The sequence below is a fragment of the Fictibacillus iocasae genome (assembly GCF_042665465.1).
Taxonomy (GTDB): domain Bacteria; phylum Bacillota; class Bacilli; order Bacillales; family Fictibacillaceae; genus Fictibacillus; species Fictibacillus iocasae.
Genome location: NZ_JBHTCP010000050.1, coordinates 1 through 22,963, shown reverse-complemented (window position 1 = coordinate 22,963; position 22,963 = coordinate 1). Strand labels below are relative to the sequence as shown.

16 protein-coding genes are annotated in these 22,963 nt (G+C 44.6%); 12 read left to right on the top strand and 4 right to left on the bottom strand.

The features are described from left to right. Positions 1-2: 2 nt before the first annotated feature. The 3 genes from ACFQPF_RS15790 (at position 3) to ACFQPF_RS15780 (ending at position 4,149) form a co-directional block, all read left to right on the top strand. Positions 3-878: a patatin-like phospholipase family protein gene (locus tag ACFQPF_RS15790; protein ID WP_379750697.1), complete on the top strand. Its 876-nt coding sequence runs from the start codon at positions 3-5 to the stop codon at positions 876-878. 97 nt (positions 879-975) lie between these two features. Beyond that, positions 976-2,514 carry a hypothetical protein gene (locus tag ACFQPF_RS15785; RefSeq protein WP_379750695.1) on the top strand — a complete coding sequence of 513 codons (1,539 nt, stop codon included), beginning with the start codon at positions 976-978 and terminating at the stop codon, positions 2,512-2,514. Positions 2,515-2,580: 66 nt separating this feature from the next. Continuing rightward, the gene (locus ACFQPF_RS15780) at positions 2,581-4,149 is read left to right on the top strand and encodes a hypothetical protein (protein WP_379750693.1); all 1,569 of its coding nucleotides are present in this window, start codon (positions 2,581-2,583) and stop codon (positions 4,147-4,149) included. A gap of 91 nt (positions 4,150-4,240) precedes the next feature. On the opposite strand, the gene ACFQPF_RS15775 is transcribed toward ACFQPF_RS15780, so the two are convergent. From ACFQPF_RS15775 to ACFQPF_RS15765, 3 genes are read right to left on the bottom strand one after another with little or no spacing between them, the layout of a single operon-like run. Next, entirely contained in the window at positions 4,241-5,209 is a 969-nt protein-coding gene (locus tag ACFQPF_RS15775) for an ABC transporter ATP-binding protein (RefSeq protein WP_379750931.1), read from the bottom strand. A gap of 15 nt (positions 5,210-5,224) precedes the next feature. Beyond that, positions 5,225-6,013, bottom strand: coding sequence for an ABC transporter permease (locus tag ACFQPF_RS15770; protein ID WP_379750691.1), 789 nt, complete (start codon positions 6,011-6,013; stop codon positions 5,225-5,227). 6 nt (positions 6,014-6,019) lie between these two features. Then, a complete protein-coding gene (locus ACFQPF_RS15765; protein ID WP_379750689.1) occupies positions 6,020-6,799 on the bottom strand; it encodes an ABC transporter permease in 780 nt (259 codons plus the stop codon). A gap of 86 nt (positions 6,800-6,885) precedes the next feature. Here ACFQPF_RS15765 and ACFQPF_RS15760 point away from each other — a divergent pair, with 86 nt between their 5' ends. The 4 genes from ACFQPF_RS15760 to ACFQPF_RS15745 all read left to right on the top strand — a co-directional run bounded on the left by ACFQPF_RS15760 (position 6,886) and on the right by ACFQPF_RS15745 (position 19,266). Continuing rightward, the gene (locus tag ACFQPF_RS15760) at positions 6,886-7,917 is read left to right on the top strand and encodes an EAL domain-containing protein (RefSeq protein ID WP_379750687.1); all 1,032 of its coding nucleotides are present in this window, start codon (positions 6,886-6,888) and stop codon (positions 7,915-7,917) included. A gap of 219 nt (positions 7,918-8,136) precedes the next feature. Next, positions 8,137-10,221: a peptidoglycan D,D-transpeptidase FtsI family protein gene (locus ACFQPF_RS15755; protein ID WP_379750685.1), complete on the top strand. Its 2,085-nt coding sequence runs from the start codon at positions 8,137-8,139 to the stop codon at positions 10,219-10,221. 171 nt (positions 10,222-10,392) lie between these two features. Then, a complete protein-coding gene (locus ACFQPF_RS15750; RefSeq protein WP_379750683.1) occupies positions 10,393-19,056 on the top strand; it encodes an MSCRAMM family protein in 8,664 nt (2,887 codons plus the stop codon). A gap of 123 nt (positions 19,057-19,179) precedes the next feature. Then, the gene (locus ACFQPF_RS15745; protein WP_379750929.1) at positions 19,180-19,266 is read left to right on the top strand and encodes a YjcZ family sporulation protein; all 87 of its coding nucleotides are present in this window, start codon (positions 19,180-19,182) and stop codon (positions 19,264-19,266) included. Between the two features lie 209 nt (positions 19,267-19,475). Here the strand turns inward: ACFQPF_RS15745 and ACFQPF_RS15740 are convergent, their stop codons facing one another. Then, positions 19,476-20,489 carry a metal ABC transporter solute-binding protein, Zn/Mn family gene (locus tag ACFQPF_RS15740; RefSeq protein ID WP_379750681.1) on the bottom strand — a complete coding sequence of 338 codons (1,014 nt, stop codon included), beginning with the start codon at positions 20,487-20,489 and terminating at the stop codon, positions 19,476-19,478. 235 nt (positions 20,490-20,724) lie between these two features. On the opposite strand from ACFQPF_RS15740, the gene ACFQPF_RS15735 reads away from it, so the two are divergent. The 5 genes from ACFQPF_RS15735 (at position 20,725) to ACFQPF_RS15715 (ending at position 22,835) form a co-directional block, all read left to right on the top strand. Beyond that, the gene (locus ACFQPF_RS15735) at positions 20,725-21,156 is read left to right on the top strand and encodes a CBS domain-containing protein (RefSeq protein ID WP_379750927.1); all 432 of its coding nucleotides are present in this window, start codon (positions 20,725-20,727) and stop codon (positions 21,154-21,156) included. Then, positions 21,131-21,565, top strand: coding sequence for a fluoride efflux transporter FluC (locus tag ACFQPF_RS15730; RefSeq protein WP_379750679.1), 435 nt, complete (start codon positions 21,131-21,133; stop codon positions 21,563-21,565). Before ACFQPF_RS15735 ends, ACFQPF_RS15730 begins: the two co-directional genes overlap by 26 nt. Next, positions 21,558-21,893: a fluoride efflux transporter FluC gene (locus ACFQPF_RS15725; protein WP_379750925.1), complete on the top strand. Its 336-nt coding sequence runs from the start codon at positions 21,558-21,560 to the stop codon at positions 21,891-21,893. The genes ACFQPF_RS15730 and ACFQPF_RS15725 overlap by 8 nt, the downstream gene beginning before the upstream one ends. A gap of 36 nt (positions 21,894-21,929) precedes the next feature. Continuing rightward, positions 21,930-22,526, top strand: a complete 597-nt coding sequence (uptA, locus tag ACFQPF_RS15720; RefSeq protein ID WP_379750677.1) for an undecaprenyl phosphate transporter UptA — start codon at positions 21,930-21,932, stop codon at positions 22,524-22,526. Positions 22,527-22,592: 66 nt separating this feature from the next. Continuing rightward, complete coding sequence (locus ACFQPF_RS15715) at positions 22,593-22,835, top strand: hypothetical protein (protein WP_379750675.1); 243 nt, start codon at positions 22,593-22,595, stop codon at positions 22,833-22,835. Positions 22,836-22,963 lie beyond the last annotated feature (128 nt).

Sequence of the window (22,963 nt, the reverse complement as noted above, 5' to 3'; positions counted from 1 at the left end):
GAATGGATCAGATTGGACTTGTGTTAGAGGGCGGGGGCATGCGCGGCGTCTATACCGCGGGTGTCCTAGATGTTTTCATGGAGCAGGATCTGTATTTTCCTTACGTCATTGGTGTTTCTGCAGGTGCGTGTAACGCTACATCCTATCTATCAAGGCAGATGGGCAGAAACCGGACGGTGAATGTCGATTATTGCAATCATCCTGAATATTTATCGTATAAAAACTGGCTGTTAAAGAAAAAAGGACTTTTTGGCATGGACTTTATCTTTGATGAACTGCCAAACAAGCTGGTGCCATTTGATTATGATTCGTTCCATAAAGCAAACGAAACCTTTGTTATCGCTGCAACAGACTGCCATACAGGAAAGCCGGTTTATTATGAGAAGAGCAAGTATGGTCAGGACATACTTACTCTTCTTCGGGCTTCAGCCTCGCTGCCTTTTATGACGCCGGCTATTACGTATAATGGTCTTCATTTGCTAGATGGAGGAATAAGCGATCCTATTCCAATTCAAAAGGCTGTTCAGGATGGAAACGTCAAAAATGTTATTATCCTTACTCAAAATAAAGGGTATCGAAAAACGAAGCCTCGAATGACATGGCTCATCAAGCGGAAGTATCCGCAGTACAAAGGTTTGTTTGACGCGCTCTCGAGGCGATATGAAACGTACAATAGCACGATCGATTTTATTGAACGAGAAGAAGAGAAAGGCACTGTTTTTGTTATTCGGCCGATCGAGAAGCTGGAAGTGGGACGAATTGAGAGAAATCCTATTAAGCTTGGTGCACTTTATGAGCAAGGACGAAATGATGCGATTCGGTTAGGCGGCAAATTAACAGATTTTTTACAAGAAACGAAAGAAAAGATTACAAGCTGATTAGCGCTCCCATGCTGTGGGGGCGTTTTTTTTGTGTGATAGCACGTGACGCTGCTCATACACTGTAAGGGAGGAAGTTTTTTAGGAGGCGGAGAGGATGCCTGTTTATACGACTGGGGCGATTAGTAATACGCCTGTAAATGGTGTGCGGCCGACGAGCAGTGTAACGGTCAAGCTCGTGAACAACACGAACTATGAAACGGTGAACATACAAGGCTATTATCTAAATGGATTAAGGCAGCAGTATGTAGAAGAAGTGTTCACGATCGGACCTGGAGAAGTGATTACAAAACAATATTTTGCGGATGTAGACACGTTTGAGTTTATTTTTAACATTCCAGATCCGAACTCGGTTGAAATATCGGTGTTCGGCAAAGATCAGCAAGGCGCGCTCGTTGACGCCCATAGACTGGTAGCGTCTGAGATCGCAAGCATTAATGAGCTGACTAACGTGTTTATTTCTGATATTAACCCGAACTTTAACTCTCAGTTTGCCGATTTACGAACGGTAGAAAAAACACTTTTTATTGAATATAAATCGGTGTACGGTTTGTCCGATTTAAGAGATGTTGTGTTTACGTCAGGAGCAGGATCGGTTACGAATAATGCGACAGAATACTTGATTTCAACCTCTGGAGCAGGAGACGTTGCTATTTTGGAAACAGCTGAACGAGGCAATTATCAGCCGGGTTTTGCAAGTGAAGCAGGAGTTGGAGTAAGATTGCCGGCTGTTCCTATTGGCGGTCAAACGGCGAGATGGGGCATGTTCGATGATCAAAACGGATTCTTCTTCGGCATGAACGCTCAGACTCTGTTCGTTGGTATTAGAAGGGAAGGTACCGAAGAGGTCATTCCGCAAGCGGAGTGGAATGTGGATCCTCTAAATGGAACAGGACCCGCTGGCATTACGCTAAATCCGGCTGACGGCAATATTTATCAGATTACGTATTCGTGGTACGGCTATGGTGTAGTCGAGTTTAAGGTTGTGCTGCAAGCTCAGGAATCAGAGCCTCAAACGGTGGTAACGGTCCATCGGTTTAAAACAATTGGACAGACAAGTGTAGCCGATCCAGACCTTCCGCTCCGGGGCGAGGTCCAGAACAACGGAACGGCCAATCCACTCACGCTGTTTATGGCAGGCAGATCGTATGGCATACTTGGACGGCCAAACCCAGAATTTCGCATCACATCTGAACGGCGCCCTGTAACGGTCGACGTCAGTCCTTTTCCCATTTTATCGTTTGTGAGAAAGCCTGAATTCCCGGCAGGATCAAATCGTCGCAATTCGGTAAGCGTAAGGCTTGAAGGGGTAGATCTTGCGTCAACGGCACCACTGTTTTTTGAGATACGAATTGGAGGCGAGCTTAATGGCGAGTTTGTGGATTTCCCGACGGATACAACACCGATTCCAAGCTCGGAAACGGCATTGCTTGTTAACAAAACAGCTACAGCGATTACAGGCGGTCAGGTCATCTTTCAAGGAGTAGCAGCCGGCGGAGGTACGTTTCGCGACCTTCTATCAACTAGTTTGCTAGAAATTGAACTGCCCGCATTTTTGCCTGTTACGCTCGTTGCAGGAACGTTTTCAGGTATTTCAACAGTTAATGCTGCACTAAGGATGACAGAGGAATGGTAAATAAATCATGAATGCTTAGTTTGTGTATAACATGTATGTATCGTTTATTTTTTAGCGGAAAGAAGTGTGATGATCATGCAGCTTCTGACGACCGGCGCAATTGAAAACTCTTCAGTAAACGGATTAAGGCCAACGAATGAGGTCATTATTATATTGAAAAACAATGACGGCAACAACGCGGTCAACATTCAAGGCTATTATTTGACCGATACGCAGAACCAATATGTGCAGGAAGTTTTCTCGATGGTGCCGTATCAGGTGTCCATCCGGGAATATCAAACACAGTTTGATGCGTTCGAGTTCAAGTTCAGCGTAGAGAGCGGCACTGATATCGACATTTCAGTATGGGGCAAGGATGCGGAAGGGAATCTCGTAGCTTCTCACCGGCTCGTCCCGGCAGAGCTGTCGGTTGTTCAGAGTGCTACGACAGCGGTTACCACGGCTAATGCTAACTTAATCGGTGTAGATGCCCCGCTCGACAGCCAGTTTTCGGACTTGAGGGTGGCGCAAAAGTCGGCTCAATTTGAGGTGAAATCCGTATATGGCATCACGTTTTTACGTGATGAAACGGCAGGAGTGGCTGGAGGAGACGTAACGAATGACGGCACGTTATATTATGTTTCAACAAGCAGCAATCCGGCGAGCTATGCGAGGCTGCAAACCGCAGAGAGAGGAAGGTATATTCCAGGACGCGCAGCAGAAGCAAGCATTGGCCTTCTCATCACGCAGCTGCCGCAAGGAGACCAGATCATCCGTTGGGGATACTTTGATGATCTGGACGGATTCTTTTTCGGAGTGAACGCAAACGGATATTTTATCGGAATTAGACGACAAGGAATGGACCTCATCATTCCGCGGTCAGAATGGAATGTCGATCCACTGGACGGCACAGGTCCTAGTCGTCAAAGCATCGATCTCGGCACTGGTCATATCTTTATTATTACCTACTCGTGGGGATTTGGAACTGTAAGTTTTCGTATAGCAGCCAGTGAACCAAGCAATGGAACCAATCAAGAGGTGTTCATTCTTCATAATTTTGATCCTCCTGATACGACAACGATTCAGGATCCGAATCAGCCTGTTAGGATAGAGGTTGTGAACAACGGTACAGCGCTGCCTTTAACGGTTCCTGTTGCAGGACGTTCGTACAGTATTATTGGAGAAGATACACCACAATACCGTATCACATCAGAACGGAGGTCTGTGACGGTGGAAACGGAGTATTTTCCTATACTTGCGTTTAGAAGAAAAACGACGTTTCCGCCAGGTACTAGGAGGCCGAACACGGTGACGTTGCGGCTTGAGGGTGTCGATTTAGCCCCGACTGCTCCGATGTTTTATGAGATAAGGATCGGCGCGGATGTGGACGGTGTTTATGAGCCGTTCCCGACGCGGACGACATTAATTCAGCCGAACGAAACAGCGCTTGAAGTAAACAATAACTGTACAGAGGTAAATGGAGGATATGTCGCCTTCCAAGGACTCTCGGCAGGAGGAGGTAGCCCGCGTGTGCTCACAAGCCAAGATCTGCAGGACCTGGTGATTCCGTTTAACGTTAGCATCGTCCTTGTCGGTGCGACATTCTCTGGCCAATCGACTGTGAACGCTGTTCTGCGAATACGCGAAGAATGGTAGAAAGATAGAATGTGAAAGAGGGGTCCGGTACAGTTTTCATGCAGCGGTGATGCACCGTCAAGTCATGGAAACCGTACCGGACCCCCATTTTTTAGTAGATTTTTTGAATGATGTCCTCGATATCAGGCTCTTTCATCTGGATGTCGAGCGGTTCACCCCAAAGTCCAACATCCTTTAAAAGTTGTGGGGCTGGAATCAATTTGCGGTCATAATGGATCACGAGCTTGCTGCCATCCCACTTCAGTTGTTCAACACCGAGCTCCTCGGCTATTGGTACCTTGGGCTTTGCTGCATACTGCACTTCCATGATGCTTGGCAATCCAATGGTCTGCCTCATATGTTCAAGTGTTCCATCCAAAATGATTTTCCCGTGATTGATGACGATTACCCGCCCGCAGAGCTGTTCAATGTCATCCATGTCATGAGTGGTAAGAAGAATGGTCTTATTTTCGTTTTCGTTCAGTTCCTTTAAAAAAGCCCGAATACCTGTTTTGGCGGACACATCAAGGCCTATCGTCGGTTCATCCAAGAAAAGCACATCTGGGTTATGAATCATGGCAGCAGCAAGATCGCCGCGCATACGCTGGCCGAGTGAAAGCTTTCGCACAGGTGTTTCCATAAAAGCCCCGATATCAAGCATATCATCATAAAGCTTAAGGAAATCGCGGTACGTCCTGTCGCTGACTTTATACATGGCTTTTAAGATTTCAAACGAATCGCGAAGCGGCAGATCCCACCAAAGCTGTGTACGTTGGCCGAATACGATGCCGATACGTCTTGCCGTTTCTTTCCGATTTTTTTGCGGCGATAATCCTCCGACAATAACCTCTCCAGAAGTAGGATGAAGGATGCCTGAAAGCATTTTGATGGTCGTTGATTTTCCAGCACCATTTGGACCGATATAGCCGACGAACTCTCCCTCTTTAATTGAAAAGGTGAGATGATCAACCGCTTTTATGAGATGATGTTTGGATGAAAAAAGGGAAGAAAGAGAGCCGAGCATCCCTTTTCTCGTTTCGTACATTTTAAAATGCTTGTTTAGATTGGATGCAGTAATCATTTTTTTCATCCTCCTTTAGCTCCCTGTACTGTGATAATGTTTGATTCCTGTTTGCCATAAGATTAGAGACAGTGCTAAGAACACGGCGGCGACAGCAGCAGGAAGAACCAAGTACCACCATTGTCCGCCTTTGTTCAGCAAATAAAAGACAGGCACATAGTTCATGAACGCCACCGGAATGACCGTGAAAAAGATGATCTTGAGCATGCCAGGATAAATGTTCATTGGATAGTTGGCCGCTGTGAACGGCGCATACAACGTGAACGTTTGGAAGTCTTTAATTTTCTCCGTCCAAAATGCTAGAGCAGCGGTTAGAACACCGACAGCAAAACAAATAACAAGTCCTGCAAGGACGGCCACCGGCAAATAGGCGAGCAAGAGAAGGGATGCTCTGTCTGTTTCCATAAGATTCGAAACAGAAATGACCATGATGATCAGCCCTTGGATCGCGCCTCCAATTCTGGATAGATCAATGTTCTTTGTTAACAGAAGAAAGAGCGGAGAAACGGGACGAATTAAAAGACTATCAAACTCTCCGTTCACCATATACCGCTCAAAATCATGGATTTCCGCGCCAATGACCCGGTACAGAGAAATGGCGATCGATGAGATGCTGTAGAGAAGTCCGACTTCATACAGATCCCAGCCTTTCACGTCATCAAAGCGGTGCAAAATGGCGGCGAGCAAAATGAAGTCAACCGCCATGATCATGCTGTAAGATACCATCGAAAAGATAAAATTTACTTTATATTGCATACGAGACTTCAAGCTTCCTGAAATCAGTGTGAAATAAAGCTTCAGCATGTGCTTTTAGCCTCCTTGAATTTCGACTTTTGAACGTGCGATGTTTGTTGCCCAAAGGCTGATCAGCGTGAGTGTAGCTGCCCATCCGGCCTGCAGCCATAGTACATCAGGCGGCGATTTTTCCAGATAAATCATAATAGGATAATAGAGTACACAAGGAAATGGGGTCAGAGCGACCACGTCAGCTATCCCTTCCGGCAGGAGGTCGATCGGGACGAGTTGTCCGCCGAAGCCAAACAATAAGGTGATTAGGACGAAATGCGCCCAAGAAATTTCCGTTGTCCACACAGAAGAAAGTCCAACTAAATATGTAAGATTTAAGGATATACAAAGTGCTAAAGATGCCGATATAAAAACATACAGAATAGAAGATGCTTCTTTAGGAAAATAAAAGCCGACCGAACAGGCATACACAACAGCGATTGGAATCGAACGAAAAAGGAGGTTGTAAACAATTCTGCCTAGTTCCTGAATGATCATGTAAACGAAAAAGTGCACGGGTCTCGCGAGCTCTATACTAATTGCTCCGCTTCTGACACCAGTCTGAATATTTAGTCCAGCTGTGAGAAAGACACCGATCCATAAAAACACTTGACTTGCACCGATATAGTGCACCATATCCTGAACACTGTAAGGACTGCTGCTTTCTTTTCCTGTTAGCACCCCAATCCAGACGGCCATAAAAACAAACCCAAAGATGGCGCTTGCGGCATTGTTAATGAAATGAGCTAGCTTGTACTGCATGTTACGTAGGTAGCTTTTTTGAAACAATAGCCAGTAAACCATAACATCCCCCTTTCTAGTAAAAAACACAGGAAATTTAATTTAGCAAATTTTTCAAATAAACGCAAATCTTTTTTGGAGGTAAATAAATGACTTGTTCTGCATGCTTACATACACCAGCTATCCCTGATAAAGGCATCATGGTTGTATCTCATCCTAATCCTTCCATCATGTCAAATTTAAAGCTTGCATCTCAACCCGCTGGAGAACGAGAATTTCCATACCATACGCTGAAAGAAGCAGAGGATGTATTAGCTCAGCTTGAAAATGAATACAGCAGGCACGCATTAGAACACTTTTCTTTTCATGTGGAAGAAGACGGCATCAGCCGAATGGCTACAAGCGTTCCATTTTTTGAGTGGAAAGAAAGAATTCTGCGTCCCGATCTGGTTTCGGTTATTACAAATGAGCTATTCACAACGCACTATCAGCCGATTTTGCATTTACTGTCAGAAGGCATTTACGGCTACGAGCTTCTGCTGCGGCCAATTGAAGGCGGTCCCGCATTTTACCCTTATGAGCTCTTTCAGTTTGCGGAGAGAGCAGGCCTTCAATCGTTGTTAGACAGCCGCGCGAGAGTCGCTGCGATACGCAACAGTGCCCCGCATATACAAAAAGGCATCAAACGATTTATCAACTTTCTTCCATCTTCCATTTATGATCCGAACCATTGCCTGAAAACGACGTTTCATGCTGCAGCAGAGACAGGAACGGATCCGGCAGATCTAATCTTTGAGGTGGTGGAAACAGAAGAGATATTGGATATGAACCATTTGCAGACGATATTGGAAGTGTATAAAGAGAAGGGGATGAAAGTGGCTCTTGATGACTTAGGAGCAGGACATTCTACAGAAGAGGTGCTTGTCCGGCTTAAGCCCAATTATGTGAAAATCGACCGCGACTTGATTTCTTTTTGTGATGCGAATATTGAGAAACAGCAAAAAATAAAAAATATCATTAAAACATCAAGTGACATACACACACTTGTACTGGCTGAAGGAATTGAAAGGAAAGAAGAAGCAGATTGGTGCCGCTTGGCAGGTATTCAACTGGCTCAAGGGTATTATTTTGGGAGACCTTCATCTGCGGATTTTTATTTTCAGCAGAATGTGACGGTTTAAATAATCGCAACAACGGTTTAAGGTAGGCCAGCTAAGTAACGTGCTGGTCTTTTTGTAGGGCTTTGTATCGCAGAAAAATAGTTTCAAATTTAAAGAAGAAAAACTTGGAATATGATGTGTTTTCTAGTAATCTATATACAGATGTTTTTGTAATATAATTGTAATGTTAAGGGTAATAGATGGAAAACATTTTTGCTGAGAATTAAAGGGAGCGGTCGCATGGTATCCAAGGTTGAACCACAAAAAAAGAAAAAAACACATATCCCATTACGTTTGAATGTCCTGTTTTTAGTTGTTTTTTTATTGTTTTCCACATTAATTCTGCGTCTCGGGGTACTGCAGATCGTTAACGGGGAAGAAAAGCGTCTTGAGTCAGAGGCAACGGTTGAGCAAGTAGCTAAGAAAGAAGCACCGCGAGGAATCATTACGGATCGCAATTACCGTGTAGTGGTAGACAATAAACCTTTCTTTTCTGTCACGTATACGAAAACAAGCGATACGACGCAAGAAGAGACACTCAAAGTGGCCCGCTGGCTTTCTAAACACTTTGATATGAAAGAAGAAATAAAACGAATTACTGACCGTGATAAGATCGACTACTTTATTTTAACACATGATGTAAAAAAACTGCTGAGTGAACGGCTTACTGATAAAGAGAAGAAATTAAAAAACGACAAGCAGTATAAAGTGCTTGTTGAAAAAATCACCAAGGATGAAATGGAGTCTCTTACGGAAAATGATTTAAATGTACTGGCGATTAAAAGGAAGATGGATCAAGGCTATGCTTATTCCGCCCAGCCCATTATCTCCGAGCTTAAAAACGAACAAATCTCCATGATTTCTGAAAACTTGGACCAACTGCCGGGTATTGATATCATGCCAGATTCAGAACGTACCTATCCTTTTGGTGAGTCTGCCATATTTGGCGGGGTGAAGCCGATACCGAAAGAAAGTATGGATAAGCATCTGGCCCTTCAATATGAAAGAAGCGATAGAGTGGGAGTCAGTGGCATCGAAAAGCAGTACCAGGAAGTCCTCCGCGGCACAAAAGAGATGGCCGTCTATCTAACCAATCAAAAGACAGGAAGTACGATCGGAGAACCGAAAATTATTGAAGGAAAACGCGGCAAAGATTTAACGCTGACCATCGATATGGAGCTGCAATTTAAGCTTTCTAAAATTCTGGAAGAAGAAATATTAGCGGCAAAAGCACTGCCAGGAAACAATCTTCTAGATCAGGCATACATCGTGATGATGGATCCTAGAACAGGAGAGATTATCGGCCTTGCAGGGAAGAAATATGAAAATGGTAAATTTAGAAATGAGGAAAGTGGGGCTCTTTTTAATGCGTTCGCGATGGGTTCAACCGTCAAAGGAGCTACCGTGCTTTCTGGGTTTCAAAGCGGAGCTGTCAATATTGGCACGATCGTCTATGACGGCCCTCGTAATTTTGGGGGTACCGAGAAATCTTCTTGGGAAAACATGGGGTCGATCAATGATGCAACCGCCCTTCAGCGCTCATCGAATATATATATGTTTGAGATCATGCAGCGGATGATTGGGCCGGAGCATTATACGGAGACATACGATGAGGTCCGCTACTATTTCAGCCAGTTTGGCCTCGGTGAGATGACAGGTATAGATTTTCCTGACGAATCGACCGGGTATAAAGGAAAAGTGGAACGTGGAGTATACGGAACCCTTCTTGACCTTGGCATCGGGCAGTTTGATACGTATACACCCATTCAGATGGTACAGTATGTATCTACTATCGCCAATGGTGGATACCGTATGAAGCCGCAGCTTGTTAAAGAGGTCCGTGAACCAAGGGTAAACAAAAATAAAGAAGGCAAGCTGCTTCATCGTTTCGAGCCTGTTGTCCTGAATAAAGTAGATATGGATGAAAGATATATCAAAAGGGTTCAGCAAGGTTTCTGGGAAGTGATGCACGGGCCACGCGGAACAGCAAAAGGTTACTTTGACGATGTAGAAAAATATCATAACCCAGCAGGAAAAACAGGGACGGCGGAAGTGAGAGCTAGAGATGAGAAAACCGGGGTGCTATACGACAAGAACAATCTAACTCTAGTAGGATACGCTCCTTTTGACAACCCGCAAATTGCTTTTGCTGTCGTAGTGCCGAATGCGACGACACAAAACGGCATGCAGCGAATAAACAAATTCATTGGTCAGCGAGCTCTTGAAGCCTACTGGGAGCTGCAGAAAAATTATGAGCAAGACGCTGAAACCATAAATGCACTTATACAACAGCCTGAAGATAAAGAAGGAACCACTGCACAATGAAGCAGTGGTTTTTTTGTTTTCATGGCCGGGGTCCGGTACCTCCTTTCTCATTTCCTTAATTAAAGCTGGTTAATGAGAGAAGGTACCGGACCCCGTGCATGTTAAGCAGTACTAAATGCGTGTATTCCAGATTATGTATATTATAGTGTGAACATATATGGAGGTGAGATCTTGGCATATCCATCGCTCGGACAATTTACAGCCATGCGTGTAAACAATCAGGTTTCATTTGATTTAGCGCGTGATGAGAGTCCTCAATATATTGATATCGTGGGCAACACTTCATTTCCTGCTTTTTATGCTGCGTATGATGAACAGAATATATATTTTCGTTTAAGGCTGAATCAAGATCCAAGAAATACTCAGAAGACAGGTTTGCGCAACAGTGTTTGGGGAGTACTGATCAGCACGGACGGCAATACGGGAAGCTATGAATGGCTCATTTCAGCTTCCGGCAGAACAAACCGCATCAATTTGATTGAAAACACGATGAAAGAAGTGAACTCGTGGTCTGATCCTGCAGAAGGGACAGGGAAAGGGAACCCGAACGCCGTTATTCCGATCATCAATTTTGATTATGTCAGAATTATGCCTGTTCAAGATAACTCTTCCTTCAGCAACGATCCTGACTTTTTTTTGGACATCATCATTCCGGCTCAGCTTTTTTTCTCTGAACTTGGTGTAAGTGACACGACATCATTGCAATTCATTCCTTTTACGTCGGCCAATGATAATGTGTATAACAAAGATTCATTACGTAAAAATGAAGATTATGAGTTTAAGAATGCTTTTACTGATGCTATCACGTTATCCCATATAAATGTTAAGGCGAGATTAGCTTTAATCAAAACGATTGTTTCAAGGCCGCCGGTTGTGTTAACCGGCCAGATGTATCAATACACTGAAAAAGTGGTTCTTATTAATACAGGGCGGAGCACAGCAACGGGCGTAACCGTTGTTAATCAGTTTGGCTTTGATGTCATAGCCAACGCAGAAATTTTGTCTTATACAGCAGGAACGGCAGTGTATAACCCGGTCAATCAAATAATCAGCTGGAATGCAGGTAACCTTCCCGCCGGAACGTCTGCAGAACTCGAAATCAGAACAACAGGAAGATTTGACTATTCAAACGCCGGAAGCCGGCTGCTGCAAACGACTACTGCCAATGGATTCGATAACTTTACAGGCAACAATCTGGAAACGGTTATCGTTTCGGATGAAATTGCAGTCGTGGCGAGTGGAGGAGTCTCGGGCACTGTCCGTAACGAGAGCACAGGTGTAGCGGTTGCGAATGCAGCTGCACAATTATTGTCTGCTGACGGAACGATTGTGGCGGAAGACACGACCGACGCACTGGGCAACTTCAATATTGTTCCTGTTTTGCCAGGAAGCTATACGATACGTATACTCGCCGATCAGTTTGAGCCCTATAGCAACTCAGTGAATGTGCCTGAAGGAAGAACGGTCGTTTTAAATATTGCAATTGAGCCTGTCCCGGCTGTTCTTAGAGGAACGGTGCGAAATTCGTCAGGAGAATCTGTTGTAGGAGCATCGATTACCATTTATGATGCATTTGGGGTTCAAGAAGAGAGCACATTATCGGACAGTGAAGGGAATTTTCAAATAGAAGATATTCCCCCAGGATCGTATACGGTTATTGTAGTAGCGGATGGCTTCCAATCTTCGTCCTTTCCTGTGACGCTAGATAATGCGGAAGAAGAACAAGTGGCCGTTGTGCTTCAGCCGCTGCCCGCTTCAGTTTCAGGTCTTGTCGTTGCGGCCGGAGGTATTCCGCTTGCTGGAGCTGAGATTGAAGCAATCAATGAGGCAGGACAAATTATCACAGCTGCAATAACGGATGTGAGCGGCAGCTATCAGGTTAGCAATCTTTCTTCTGGTTATTTTATGATTCGTTTCCGGGCAATTGACTATCAGCAGCAGCATGTGGGCGTGAGGCTCGTTCCTGGAGAAGATGAGACGGTCAATGTGATTCTTGCCCCGTTGCCTGGTGCCATTGCAGGAACGGTTATCGACAAAGAGACGGGTGCCAAGCTCGACGATGCGGATGTCCGCATCGTTAATTCACAAAATATAGTTGTGAACACACTCGTGACAGACGAGGAAGGAAGTTTTTTGGCACGTTCTCTGCCGCCGGGATCATACACACTGACGATTCGAGAAGAAGGCTATGCCGCCGCTACCATAGGTGTCATAGTGGAAAAAAATCAGACCGTCACCGTTTCCGTTGCCCTTGAACGGCTTGCAGGCTCTGTTTCTGGTACTGTTACAAACATATCTGGAGAGCCTGTTTCTGGTGCGTATGTGGATCTTTTGCTGAATAATACGGTGATTGCAACGGCTGAAACAAATCAGGATGGACGGTTTGTCATTAATGGACTACCACCAAATTTATATACAGTCAATGCAAGAGCAATAGGATTTGTCACACAAACTCTCGGTGCAGCCGTCCTTCCTGAACAAGTAACCTCTTTGCGGTTTCAGTTAGAAGAACAGCCTGGACGGTTGACCGGGTCGGTTGCGAATCGAGACGGTCAAGTACTGCAGGGCGCAATCATAAATCTGTATCAAAATTCTGTCTCTGGAGTTCTCGCAGCCACAACAGTCAGCGGCCCTGATGGCACGTTTGTGTTCAACAGTCTGCGGTCTGGCAGCTATGCCATCACGATATCATTAGAAAACTATCAGACCATTCCGGATGCTGTACTTATTGAACGAAATCAGACGACAGTAGAGTCTTATACATTACTGCCTCTTACTGCAAGGATTGAGGGCGTTGTGTATGAAGTGGAATCAGGTTCTGCCAATCCGGAACCGCTAGCTTCTGTTACCGTTTCTCTCCGCATTGTCGATCTGAACGGACCTTCAATAGGCAATGTGCTGAGTGATGAAAACGGACGTTATTTATTTGACCAGCTGCAGCCAGGTGCGTATGCCCTTCTTTTTGAGGAGATCAACCATCAGGTCGCATCTGTGAACGTATTACTTGATGCGGGAGAAATAGAAACGCTGAATGTCACTCTCGTTCATGAACCAGGTATTCTGGCAGGTTTTATTTTTGATGAACAAAGTGGTTCACCTCTTGCAAGTGCGACAGTGATTTTAACGGATCAGCTTTCTGTTGCATTTGCGACCTCCATCACCGACAATCAGGGACTGTTCATCGTGGCGACCCTTCCTCCTGGAAATTATACGGTAAACGCATTTTACGATTCCTATCAAAATGGGTTAAAAGGGGCTATCGTGTATGCGAACACCGTAACGACCGTTAATATTGGCCTGGCTCCAAATCCCGGTGCCATCACAGGAACTATACTGCCTGCAAATCAAGCAACCATTGTGCAGCTGTTTAACACGGAAAATGTTTTCATAGATGCTGTATCGACAAATACTGAAGGCCGTTTTGCCTTTAGAAACCTTGCACCAGGTATGTACAAAGTCATCGCCCAGGCACCCGGATACGCGATCGCTGAAACGGGTGCTATTGTAAAAGCAGGTTCAGAGGTAGTTGTTGATCTTACCGTGAACCCTAATCCTGCAGAGGTTAGAGGGAGAGTATTGAACGAAGAGGGGGAACCGCTGCAAAGTACCATCGTGCAGATTCTCGATATTAACAACGATATTTTCGGTTCGGCGGGGGTAGATGAAACGGGCGAGTTTGTGATTGGCCTTCTTCCACGCGGCAACTATACGCTTCTGGCTGGAGCTCCAGATTATTCAGGGTCTGTGACAGGTGTTTTCTTAGAACCTGGAGAAGCGGAAACCGGGATCACCATCGTTCTTGCGCCAAATCCAGGTCAGATCAGCGGTCTCGTAGTGGATGTGACGAATAATCTGGCGGTTGAGTCTGCATTAGTAGAACTTCGAGATACGAATGGCGTTTCCGCTGCTTCCATTACGACAGATTCTGCTGGGAATTTTGTGATATCAGGACTCAATCCTGGTTCCTATACGGTCATCGTCAACAAACCAGGTTATGCTACCGAGATAACAGGGGCAATCATACGACCAAACGCCTCAACAAGCGCGAACATTGCGTTGGCTCCTATACCCGGCATTATTCAAGGCACGGTCACAGATTTAAAAGGTAATCGGATTGAAGAAAATTCCATCGAAGTGCAATTGATCGACGGTAATGTTCTTCTAAAGACAGTCTTGGCTGATCATGACGGGAAATTCACCTTTACAAATGTCAGACCTGGTGTTTATTTTATTAATGCGCTAGCGCCAGGATATATCTCGACCACAATCAGTGTTCTCGTGAATGCCGATTTGAAGACGGATGCGTTAATCTCCTTGCCTTCGAGCCCTGCCTCTATTCGAGGAGTTGTAAGAAATGGAGCGACCGGCGAGACTGTGCCAAACGCCACTCTTGAAATTGATGACTTTAATGGGGTTGTGCTCACTTCAGCCATTACGGGAAGAGAAGGAGCGTATATTCTTGAGAACCTGCCACCGGGAGAGCTTGAGCTTCATGTCTCAGCTCAAGGATTCGGCACTGTCACACTGACCGTGCAGACAGAACCTGGCAGCATAGAAGAAATAGATATTACCATGACATTTACGTCTGGCGCAGCTTTAGGTTTTGTGACAGATGCCGATACAGCACTTCCTATCGTTGGTGCTATTCTCGATGTGGAGGATCAGGCAGGCAACCATATTACAACGAATATCACGGATAACCGAGGATTTTATGAAATACCAGACATTGCCCCAGGAATATACATTGTGATGGTTCACGCACCAGGTTACCGTAATGATGCTGCGAACATTCGGATCGTGCCTGATTCTGCAACGCGCCTGTCATTTACGTTGCAAAGCACGCCTTCCATTGTTCAAGGTACGATTGTTGGCAAGGAAACAGGTCTGCCCTTGCAGGACTGTACTGTTTTCCTAAGAGTTCTGACACCAATCGGTCCTATTGTCACAACCGCTGTTACTACGATTGAAGGATTTTATCAATTTACAGAGGTAAACCCTGATTCGTATACACTCGTTGTCACTAAGCTAAACTATGGATCGCAGTCTGCCACAATTACGCTCGAGCCGGGAGAAATCAGAAACGTACCATTTACATTAGAGATCTTATCTGCAGAGGTAGAGGGTGACGTATCCAATGCCATCTCAGGAGAAGTGCTTCCCGATACGACGGTGGCACTTCTGACAAACAGTGGGGTGCTCATTCGAACGACACAAACGAACCAGAAAGGGTATTACATCTTTGATGGATTTAATGCAGGATCTTATATACTTGGAGCGATTCGTCCGCTTTTTGAAAGAAAGCAGATCGCCTTTAATGTTAATCCTGGCGAGGTAGAAAGAGTTGATTTTCCACTGCAGCCGCTTCCTGGATCTGTTGTCGGAACGATTAATGACAGCGAAACAAACTCACCGCTGGTGGGAGCCGTTGTTCAGTTCTATGTACCAGAGAGTACGACACCTGTATCTCGTACATTGACGGACGGACTGGGTATCTTTCGAGAAACCGCGCTAGAACCAGGTCAGTATACGGTGACAGCCACCTCGCTTAATTACAACACCGCGAAAACAGGTGTCACGGTGCTGCCTGCGCAAGTGACAACGACAACGATTGTATTGTCGCCATTTCCAGGTAAAGTAAGTGGACTGATCACATCGGATGATGGAACTCCAATTTCAGATGCCAATATTAAAATAGTGGATGCTGCCTCCATCATTTTGAACGGAGTCAGCAATGTAGATGGGACATTCAGCTTTGGAAATGTGCCGAGCGGACAGTTCACCATCATCGTCAGTGCGCCTAATTTTTCAAGCCGTACACGAGGCATTCTCGTAGCTCCAGGTTCAGTGAACACGAACGTCGTGTTTCAGCTAGTACCTGATACTGGGAAAATTGCCGGGGTTCTCGTTTCGGAAGAAGGAATCGGTATACAAGGAGCCATCGTGACGGTTACCTCTCCTTCTGGCATTCCAGTGACTTCTACCGTCACAAATCGTTCGGGCCAATTTGAAACGTTCGGACTGTTACCTGGACCTTACACGGTGACGGGAGTGGCGAGGGACTTTACGAACACGTCTGTTGGAGCATTTGTCAAAAGTAATGAAGTGACCGTGATCAACCTGCTGCTGCCGCGTTCTTTTGGGAAGATTGAAGGAAAAGTCGTCGATGTTCAAAATGAGCCATTAGGAAACAATATTCTCGTGAAAATCTATTCAAAAACAGGTGTACTTCTACAAAGTTTTTTAGCGAACAATACCGGCGAGTTTGAAATTCCAGCGCAGGCTCCTGGGGAATATGTAATATTAGCCTCCGCACCTGGGCACACGAGCGAAGAACAGGCTATTGCGGTGCAGCCTGCTCAAATTACATCACTGCAAATTGTCGTGTTTGCAGAGCCTGCTTCACTCGCTGGCCAAGTAACAGACCTTGACACAGGGGAAGGTATTCCGGGTACGAGGGTTATTGTAACAGGAAAGAATTCGTTAATCCTTTCTTCCACAACGACTAATGAGGATGGGACGTTTACAGTCGAAAACCTGCCTGGGCATAACGTGAATGTGACCGCGCGTATCCAAAGCTACGGTTCTCGTTCTGTCGGTGTATTTCTTGAGCACGGTGAAACGTCTTTTACATTGCTAGAACTTAAAAGGGAGACGGGAACTTTGTCGGGCCAAATCGTGAATGAAGATGGAGGAGGCTTGAAAAGTTCAATTAAAGTGATTGACCGTACGGAAGCACTGCTGATCAACATGCTGAGTGATGATGAAGGAAGATTTGAGCTGCCGAATCTTATTCCAGCGTCTTATATCTTACAGGCGTCATCTGAAGGTTATAATGAACGGAACATTGGTGCAATTATTGAACCAGGAGCTATTTCAGACATTATAGTCGTGCTGAATGCTGATAATAATCCCGTCTTGTCGGGAACGGTTATTAATGATGAAACCGGGGAGCCGCTGCCAAATACTGTCCTTGAAGTGAGGCAAAACAGCATTTCAGGACCAGTAAATGCGACTACTATAACCAATGGGGACGGCAGGTACTCTCTTAACGGATTGTTAGCAGGAACGTTGTATGCTGTCACTGCGAAACTCGAGAACTATAGCCAGCAGTCAGAGGTGCTCGTGCTGAACTCTATTGAAGAAAATATCGTTAATTTTAGTCTTCTGCCAGCTTCAACCGTTTTATCGGGAATAGTGACGGATGAGGATGGTAATGGGCTGCCTGATACGCTGCTGCGAATTGTGACAGAGCAGGGAACTGTCATTTCGGAAGTCCAGACCGAATTTGATGGGAGATTTAAGGTCACGGGCTTTGCGCCTGGATTATATACAATTGTCGGAGTAAACGTTTCATTTGGAAATACTTCTGTCACGTTCTCATTAACTGTTGGTGAAAGGAAATTTGTCGAATTGCGTGTTGAAAACGAACCGGGCTCTATAACGGGTGTTGTTTCCGATGCATTTACAGGAGAAGGTATCGCGGGAGCTGTGGTGGAAGCATACCACCTTTTAACGCCGATTGAAAATGCAGTAACTGACCCGGAGGGGAAATATGTCCTTGAAGGATTGAATCCAGAAGAAATGACATTGACCGCAACTGCTTCCGGGTACACGACGCAAACGACTAACTTTACCATTCTTAGCGGAATCATACAGCAATTGGATTTCTTCCTTTCTAAAAACCCAGCATCCATTTCGGGATTCGTCCAGTCTGATACTGGAGAAGCGATTGCAGGAGCATCCATCAGGATATTTGATTCCGAAGGGCGACTGGTCACCTCGGCTGTTTCACAGGCCGATCAGAGAGGGGCATTCACGTTTACTTCTTTGCCTGCAGGGGCATTCCGTTTCTTTGTTTCAGCTCTTGGCTTTCCAGATGTTTCTGCAGAATTTTTTCTTTCGGAAGGGGAAGACATTACTAATTTTCTTATCGTTTTGACTGCTCAGCCAGAGCCGGGTCTAGCTTCCATAGGTGGAACTGTTGTGGCTCAAAAAAATGATCCGCTTTCCAACGTTCTCGTGACGGTTTTTTCTAACGATCAAGTTGCCGGTATTGCTTTAAGCAACGAGGATGGACAGTTTGAAGTGCTAAATGTTCAACCAGGATCGGTTCAAGTTATATTATCAGCTGATGGGTTCATAGACGCAGTCTTATTCTTTGAACTGAGTGAAGGAGAAAAAGTAACCGGGCTTGTTGTACAGCTGCAGAAGGAAGACCTCCCAGCAGGAAACCTTACCGGACAGGTGCTGGATGAAACAGGAGAACCAGTAGAAGGTGCACTCGTGATCATTTCAGATAGTGGAGAACAGAAAAATAGAATGACAGCAGTAAACGCCGCTTTATCAGAAGATGATGTTGTCCGGATTGAAATGACAGATTCTTCTGGGCGATTTGTGACAGAAAATCTCGCGACTGGAAGCTATTTGATTACAGCAGAGAAGGATGGTTATGAATCAAGTGATCAGGAGGTTTTCATTACAGAAGACGAAACAATGGATGTTATCCTAACTATTTCGCAGGTTACGCCCCCCATTCCGCCGATACCGCCCGAACCGCCAGTCCCGCCTATTCCCGAAAATGGAAGCGGTCCGGCTATTATTGATGGAAGATTAATTTCTGATCCAGCACTGTTTCTTGTGAGCCAAGGCACAGGAAGGCCGATTTATTTGGGAGGGCTGACTTTCCCTACTGAATTCATGTTCAGCAGGCAAGACCCGAACACCGGTTTAGCCGTATTTATTTATGAAGATGTCAGCCGGGAAGGCGAAGTGGTAGCACGCGTTTTTGCAGCAGATTTGTCACAGCTCAGCATCATTACGATTAATCGAAGATGATAGAATTCCTCCTTCATTGGTGAGCGGACATTCTCGAATTCCGCTCCTGTACCGTACCCTCTTACGTGTTGGCAGCATATGCTGAGGATGTAAGAAGAATAAGGCTTTGAAGGAGGAAACAAAATGTCGTACGGTTATGGAAACAGCTTTGCTTTAGTTGTCGTTTTGTTCATTTTGTTAATTATCATCGGAGCTTCTTGGTGCCGTTGATCACGGAACCTGCACATATTTTCTGATTGTCGAATTTCCCTCCCAAATGACAAAAACCTGCGGGCTCAACAGCCTGCAGGTTTTTGTTTACACTATTAGGTAAGCATAGCTTTTTTGCAAGATGATTACTCGACGTGGCAAAAAGGCAACGTACCTTGTGTAAGTGCATCTAAGGCTGACTTATAGGCATGGCGTCAGCCAGGTTTTCTTTACTGTAATGCTTTTTCCATTGTCCTGACGTTTTCCTTCATAATAGAAAGATAGTCCCGTTTATTCTCGATATCATCTTTTGTAAGAGACTCCAAGTTGTGAAGTGTTAACGTATCAGCACCTGTTTCCTTTTTAATGGATTGTGCCACATTGTTATTTACATTTTCCTCAAAAAGAATATACGAGATGTTTTCTTTATTTACATACTCTATTATTTCCTTTACTTGTTTTTGGCTGGGTTCGTGTGATGGTGATAAACCGCTGATAGCCATTTGTTTTAATCCATACCTGTCAGCCCAATACCCATATGCCGCATGCGAAACGACAAAGGTCTTATTTGAGGAGGAAGATAGGTTTTTAAACGAAGAGTCAAGCTGTTCAAGGTCATTCTTAAGAGCAATGTAATTTTTCTCAAAATCCTTTTTTGCCGAAGGCTTCAGTTTGACGAGCTGGTTCTTGATTGTTTCGCTCATTTTCTGTGCCAGAACAGGATCTAGCCAAATATGAGGATCAAGACCATTCTCTTTGTGACCGTGATCTTCTTCAGAGTGTGTCTCTTGGTTGTCATCTGCATGTTCACCATGTTCTTCCGTATGTGAATCTTTTTCATCTGAATGGGAATCATGCTCGTCAGAGTGAGCGTCAGGGTCTTCCTTTTCTTTTCTATAATCAATTCCTTTAGCCGCATCAATGACATTGACATCTTCATTTTTTAGCGTATCAGCTACTGAGGAAGAAAACTCATCTGTTCCCCATTTATTGTAAACAAACGCATCACCCTCTGTAAGCTGAACCATTTTTTTTGTAGAAGGTTCATACGTATGAGCATCTGCTCCAGGCGGAATGATGGATTCTGTTTTGACGTGATCGCCACCAATTCGTTCTGTAAAGTATTGTAACGGATATAAAGTAGTATAAATATGAAGTTTGCCATCTGATTTATTGGATTGTTTTTGTCCGCAGGCCGTAAGGATCAATGAGATAGCCAGTAATGCAAGCGCTAATCGTTTCAATGGTATTTCTCCTTTCTTATTGCACAAATCACATTATAAACGTAATGGTTACGATTTGTAAAGATGTAAGTCAATTTTCCTATTCTAGCTTTTTTTTGATAAGACCAAGAGACAAATCAATGATCTTTTGAGAATTTTAGGTAACAGAACATATGCTGAAAAAGGCGGTGAAAGTGTCCGTCTGATATAATAGAAGAGGCTGCTACTTTTACCTAAAGGAGTGCACATGACAACGATGAATATTGCCTTTTATTTATTGCCAAAAGATGAAGTGAAATTTCTTAATCCAGAAGCAACGATGCGCCAAGCATTAGAAAAACTTTCTTATCACAAGTATACGTCCGTTCCGCTCGTAACAGAAAACGGAAAATACGTAGGAACACTGACAGAAGGAGATTTATTGTGGAAGCTGAAGGAAGCGCTTGATTTGAGCTACGATTCTGTGATGAAGACGAAGCTTAAAGATATTCCGCAGCGTGCAAACAACTTATCAGTTTCCATTAATTCCAACATGGAAGACTTAATCACACTCGCAACCGATCAAAATTTCATACCGGTAACGGATGATAATGGCCATTTTATCGGAATTATCCGCAGGCGGGACATCATTAAATATTGCGCGAACATGATCTGGAAACAAGATGCTGCGACTGAAGGGAAAAGCTAAGGCAACAGGCCTTAGCTTTTTTGAAGCGTCAATGAAAGTCTTGTATATCGCGATGGCAGCCATGGCTGGCAGCTGGTTGAGGTATGAACTGGGCATGTATATCGTACACCCTTATGCGACCCTTCTTGTTAATCTTTCCGGCTGCTTTTTAATCGGTCTATTTGTTGCTGGTCTGAAAAAAAGGATAAGAGATGAGTCTGTTGCTGCAGCTGTACAAACCGGTTTTATCGGTTCCTTTACGACATTTTCTGCCTTCAGTCTTGATGCTGTTCATTTCGCAGGTAATGGGGATTTCTTTCCGTTTATTTCTTATGTGGCGGTAAGTGTCATCGGAGGGATCCTGTTATGCCTCTTAGGAATGAAGGTGGCACCATTCGTGTTAAAAGGAGATAGGATAGGTGATGAGTAGTTTTGCAGCAGCGTTAGGCGGTGCAATAGGCGCGCTAATCCGTTATTATGCGGCAAATAAATGGAACCGTTCTTTTCCATATGGAACATTAGCGGTTAATATTTTAGGTTCCTTTTGTTTAGGAACTTTGGCTGCGGCTGAAGTTCCAGCTTTGAAAGAATCGTTCTGGGGGGCAGGGGTGTTGGGGGGATTGACAACATTCTCAACCTTTCAGCTTGAAGCGGTCTTTCTGCTGCGGCAGTCCAAGGCCACTGGATGGTTCTATGTGATGTTCACATTATTGGCTGGAATCGGAGCGTGCGCTGCTGGATATGTTATTTCTAGCTGATGTGAAAAAAATGAGTGATGGGGGATATGGAATAGAATGAAAGAGCTAGTAATCGGATTATTAGAGTGGCTGATGGATCTTGGTTATCTTGGCGTAGCGCTCGGGCTGATGGTGGAGGTCATTCCAAGCGAGCTTGTTCTATCATATGGCGGTTATTTGGTTTCGCAGGGCAGACTTTCATTTACCGGAGCGGTGATTGCAGGCACGATCGGCGGAACACTTGCACAGCTCTTTCTTTACTGGATGGGCTATTATGGAGGCAGGCCATTTCTTGAGAAGTACGGAAAATACATATTGATTTCAAAAAAACAAATCGACTTATCAGAGAAATGGTTTGATAAATATGGGACGGGTGTCATTTTCTTTGCTCGATTCATCCCTGTCGTGCGGCATGCGATATCCATCCCGGCAGGAATTGCCCGCATGACGTGGATTCGCTTTACTTTTTATACGGTTCTTGCGATTATTCCGTGGTCTATTTTCTTCATTTATCTTGGGACGGAACTGGGAACCAACTGGCAAAATATTAAAACATATGCCGCCCCGTTCACTCGCGGTATCATGATCGCTGCTCTGATTTTTATCGCTGTTATGATTCTTATTAAGTTAAGAAAGGGTAAATCTGTAAAATAGATGGTCTAACTTCCCCTTCTGCCGCGTAAAATGGTTCGTGTGATATACCAATAGGAGGGGAACATCATGGCGGTTTCTTCATCGTTCTTCGAAGATACGAACCAGCACGAAACCAATAAAATTAACGAGCTGCTTCTGCGCATCAAGAAATATGATAAAAAGGAATCAATAGCCGGGCTTGTGGCCAACGCTATGAAAGAGTGCGGCTACAATAATGAAAACATTTATCAAGTGATCAAGAAGCTGCATGAAGAAATCGACAACAGTCCTATAGAAGAAACCAATAACTGGAGAAAGCTGCTTCCTTAAACAAAGGGCGCAGCTTTCTTTTGTTGTTTAGGAAATTATAAAAAACTAGACCTGTGGATAGTTGTTCGTTAAAATGTTCGTATCTTTTTCAGGAGTCTCGGTATGCGTATGGGTAAACAACGTAAAAG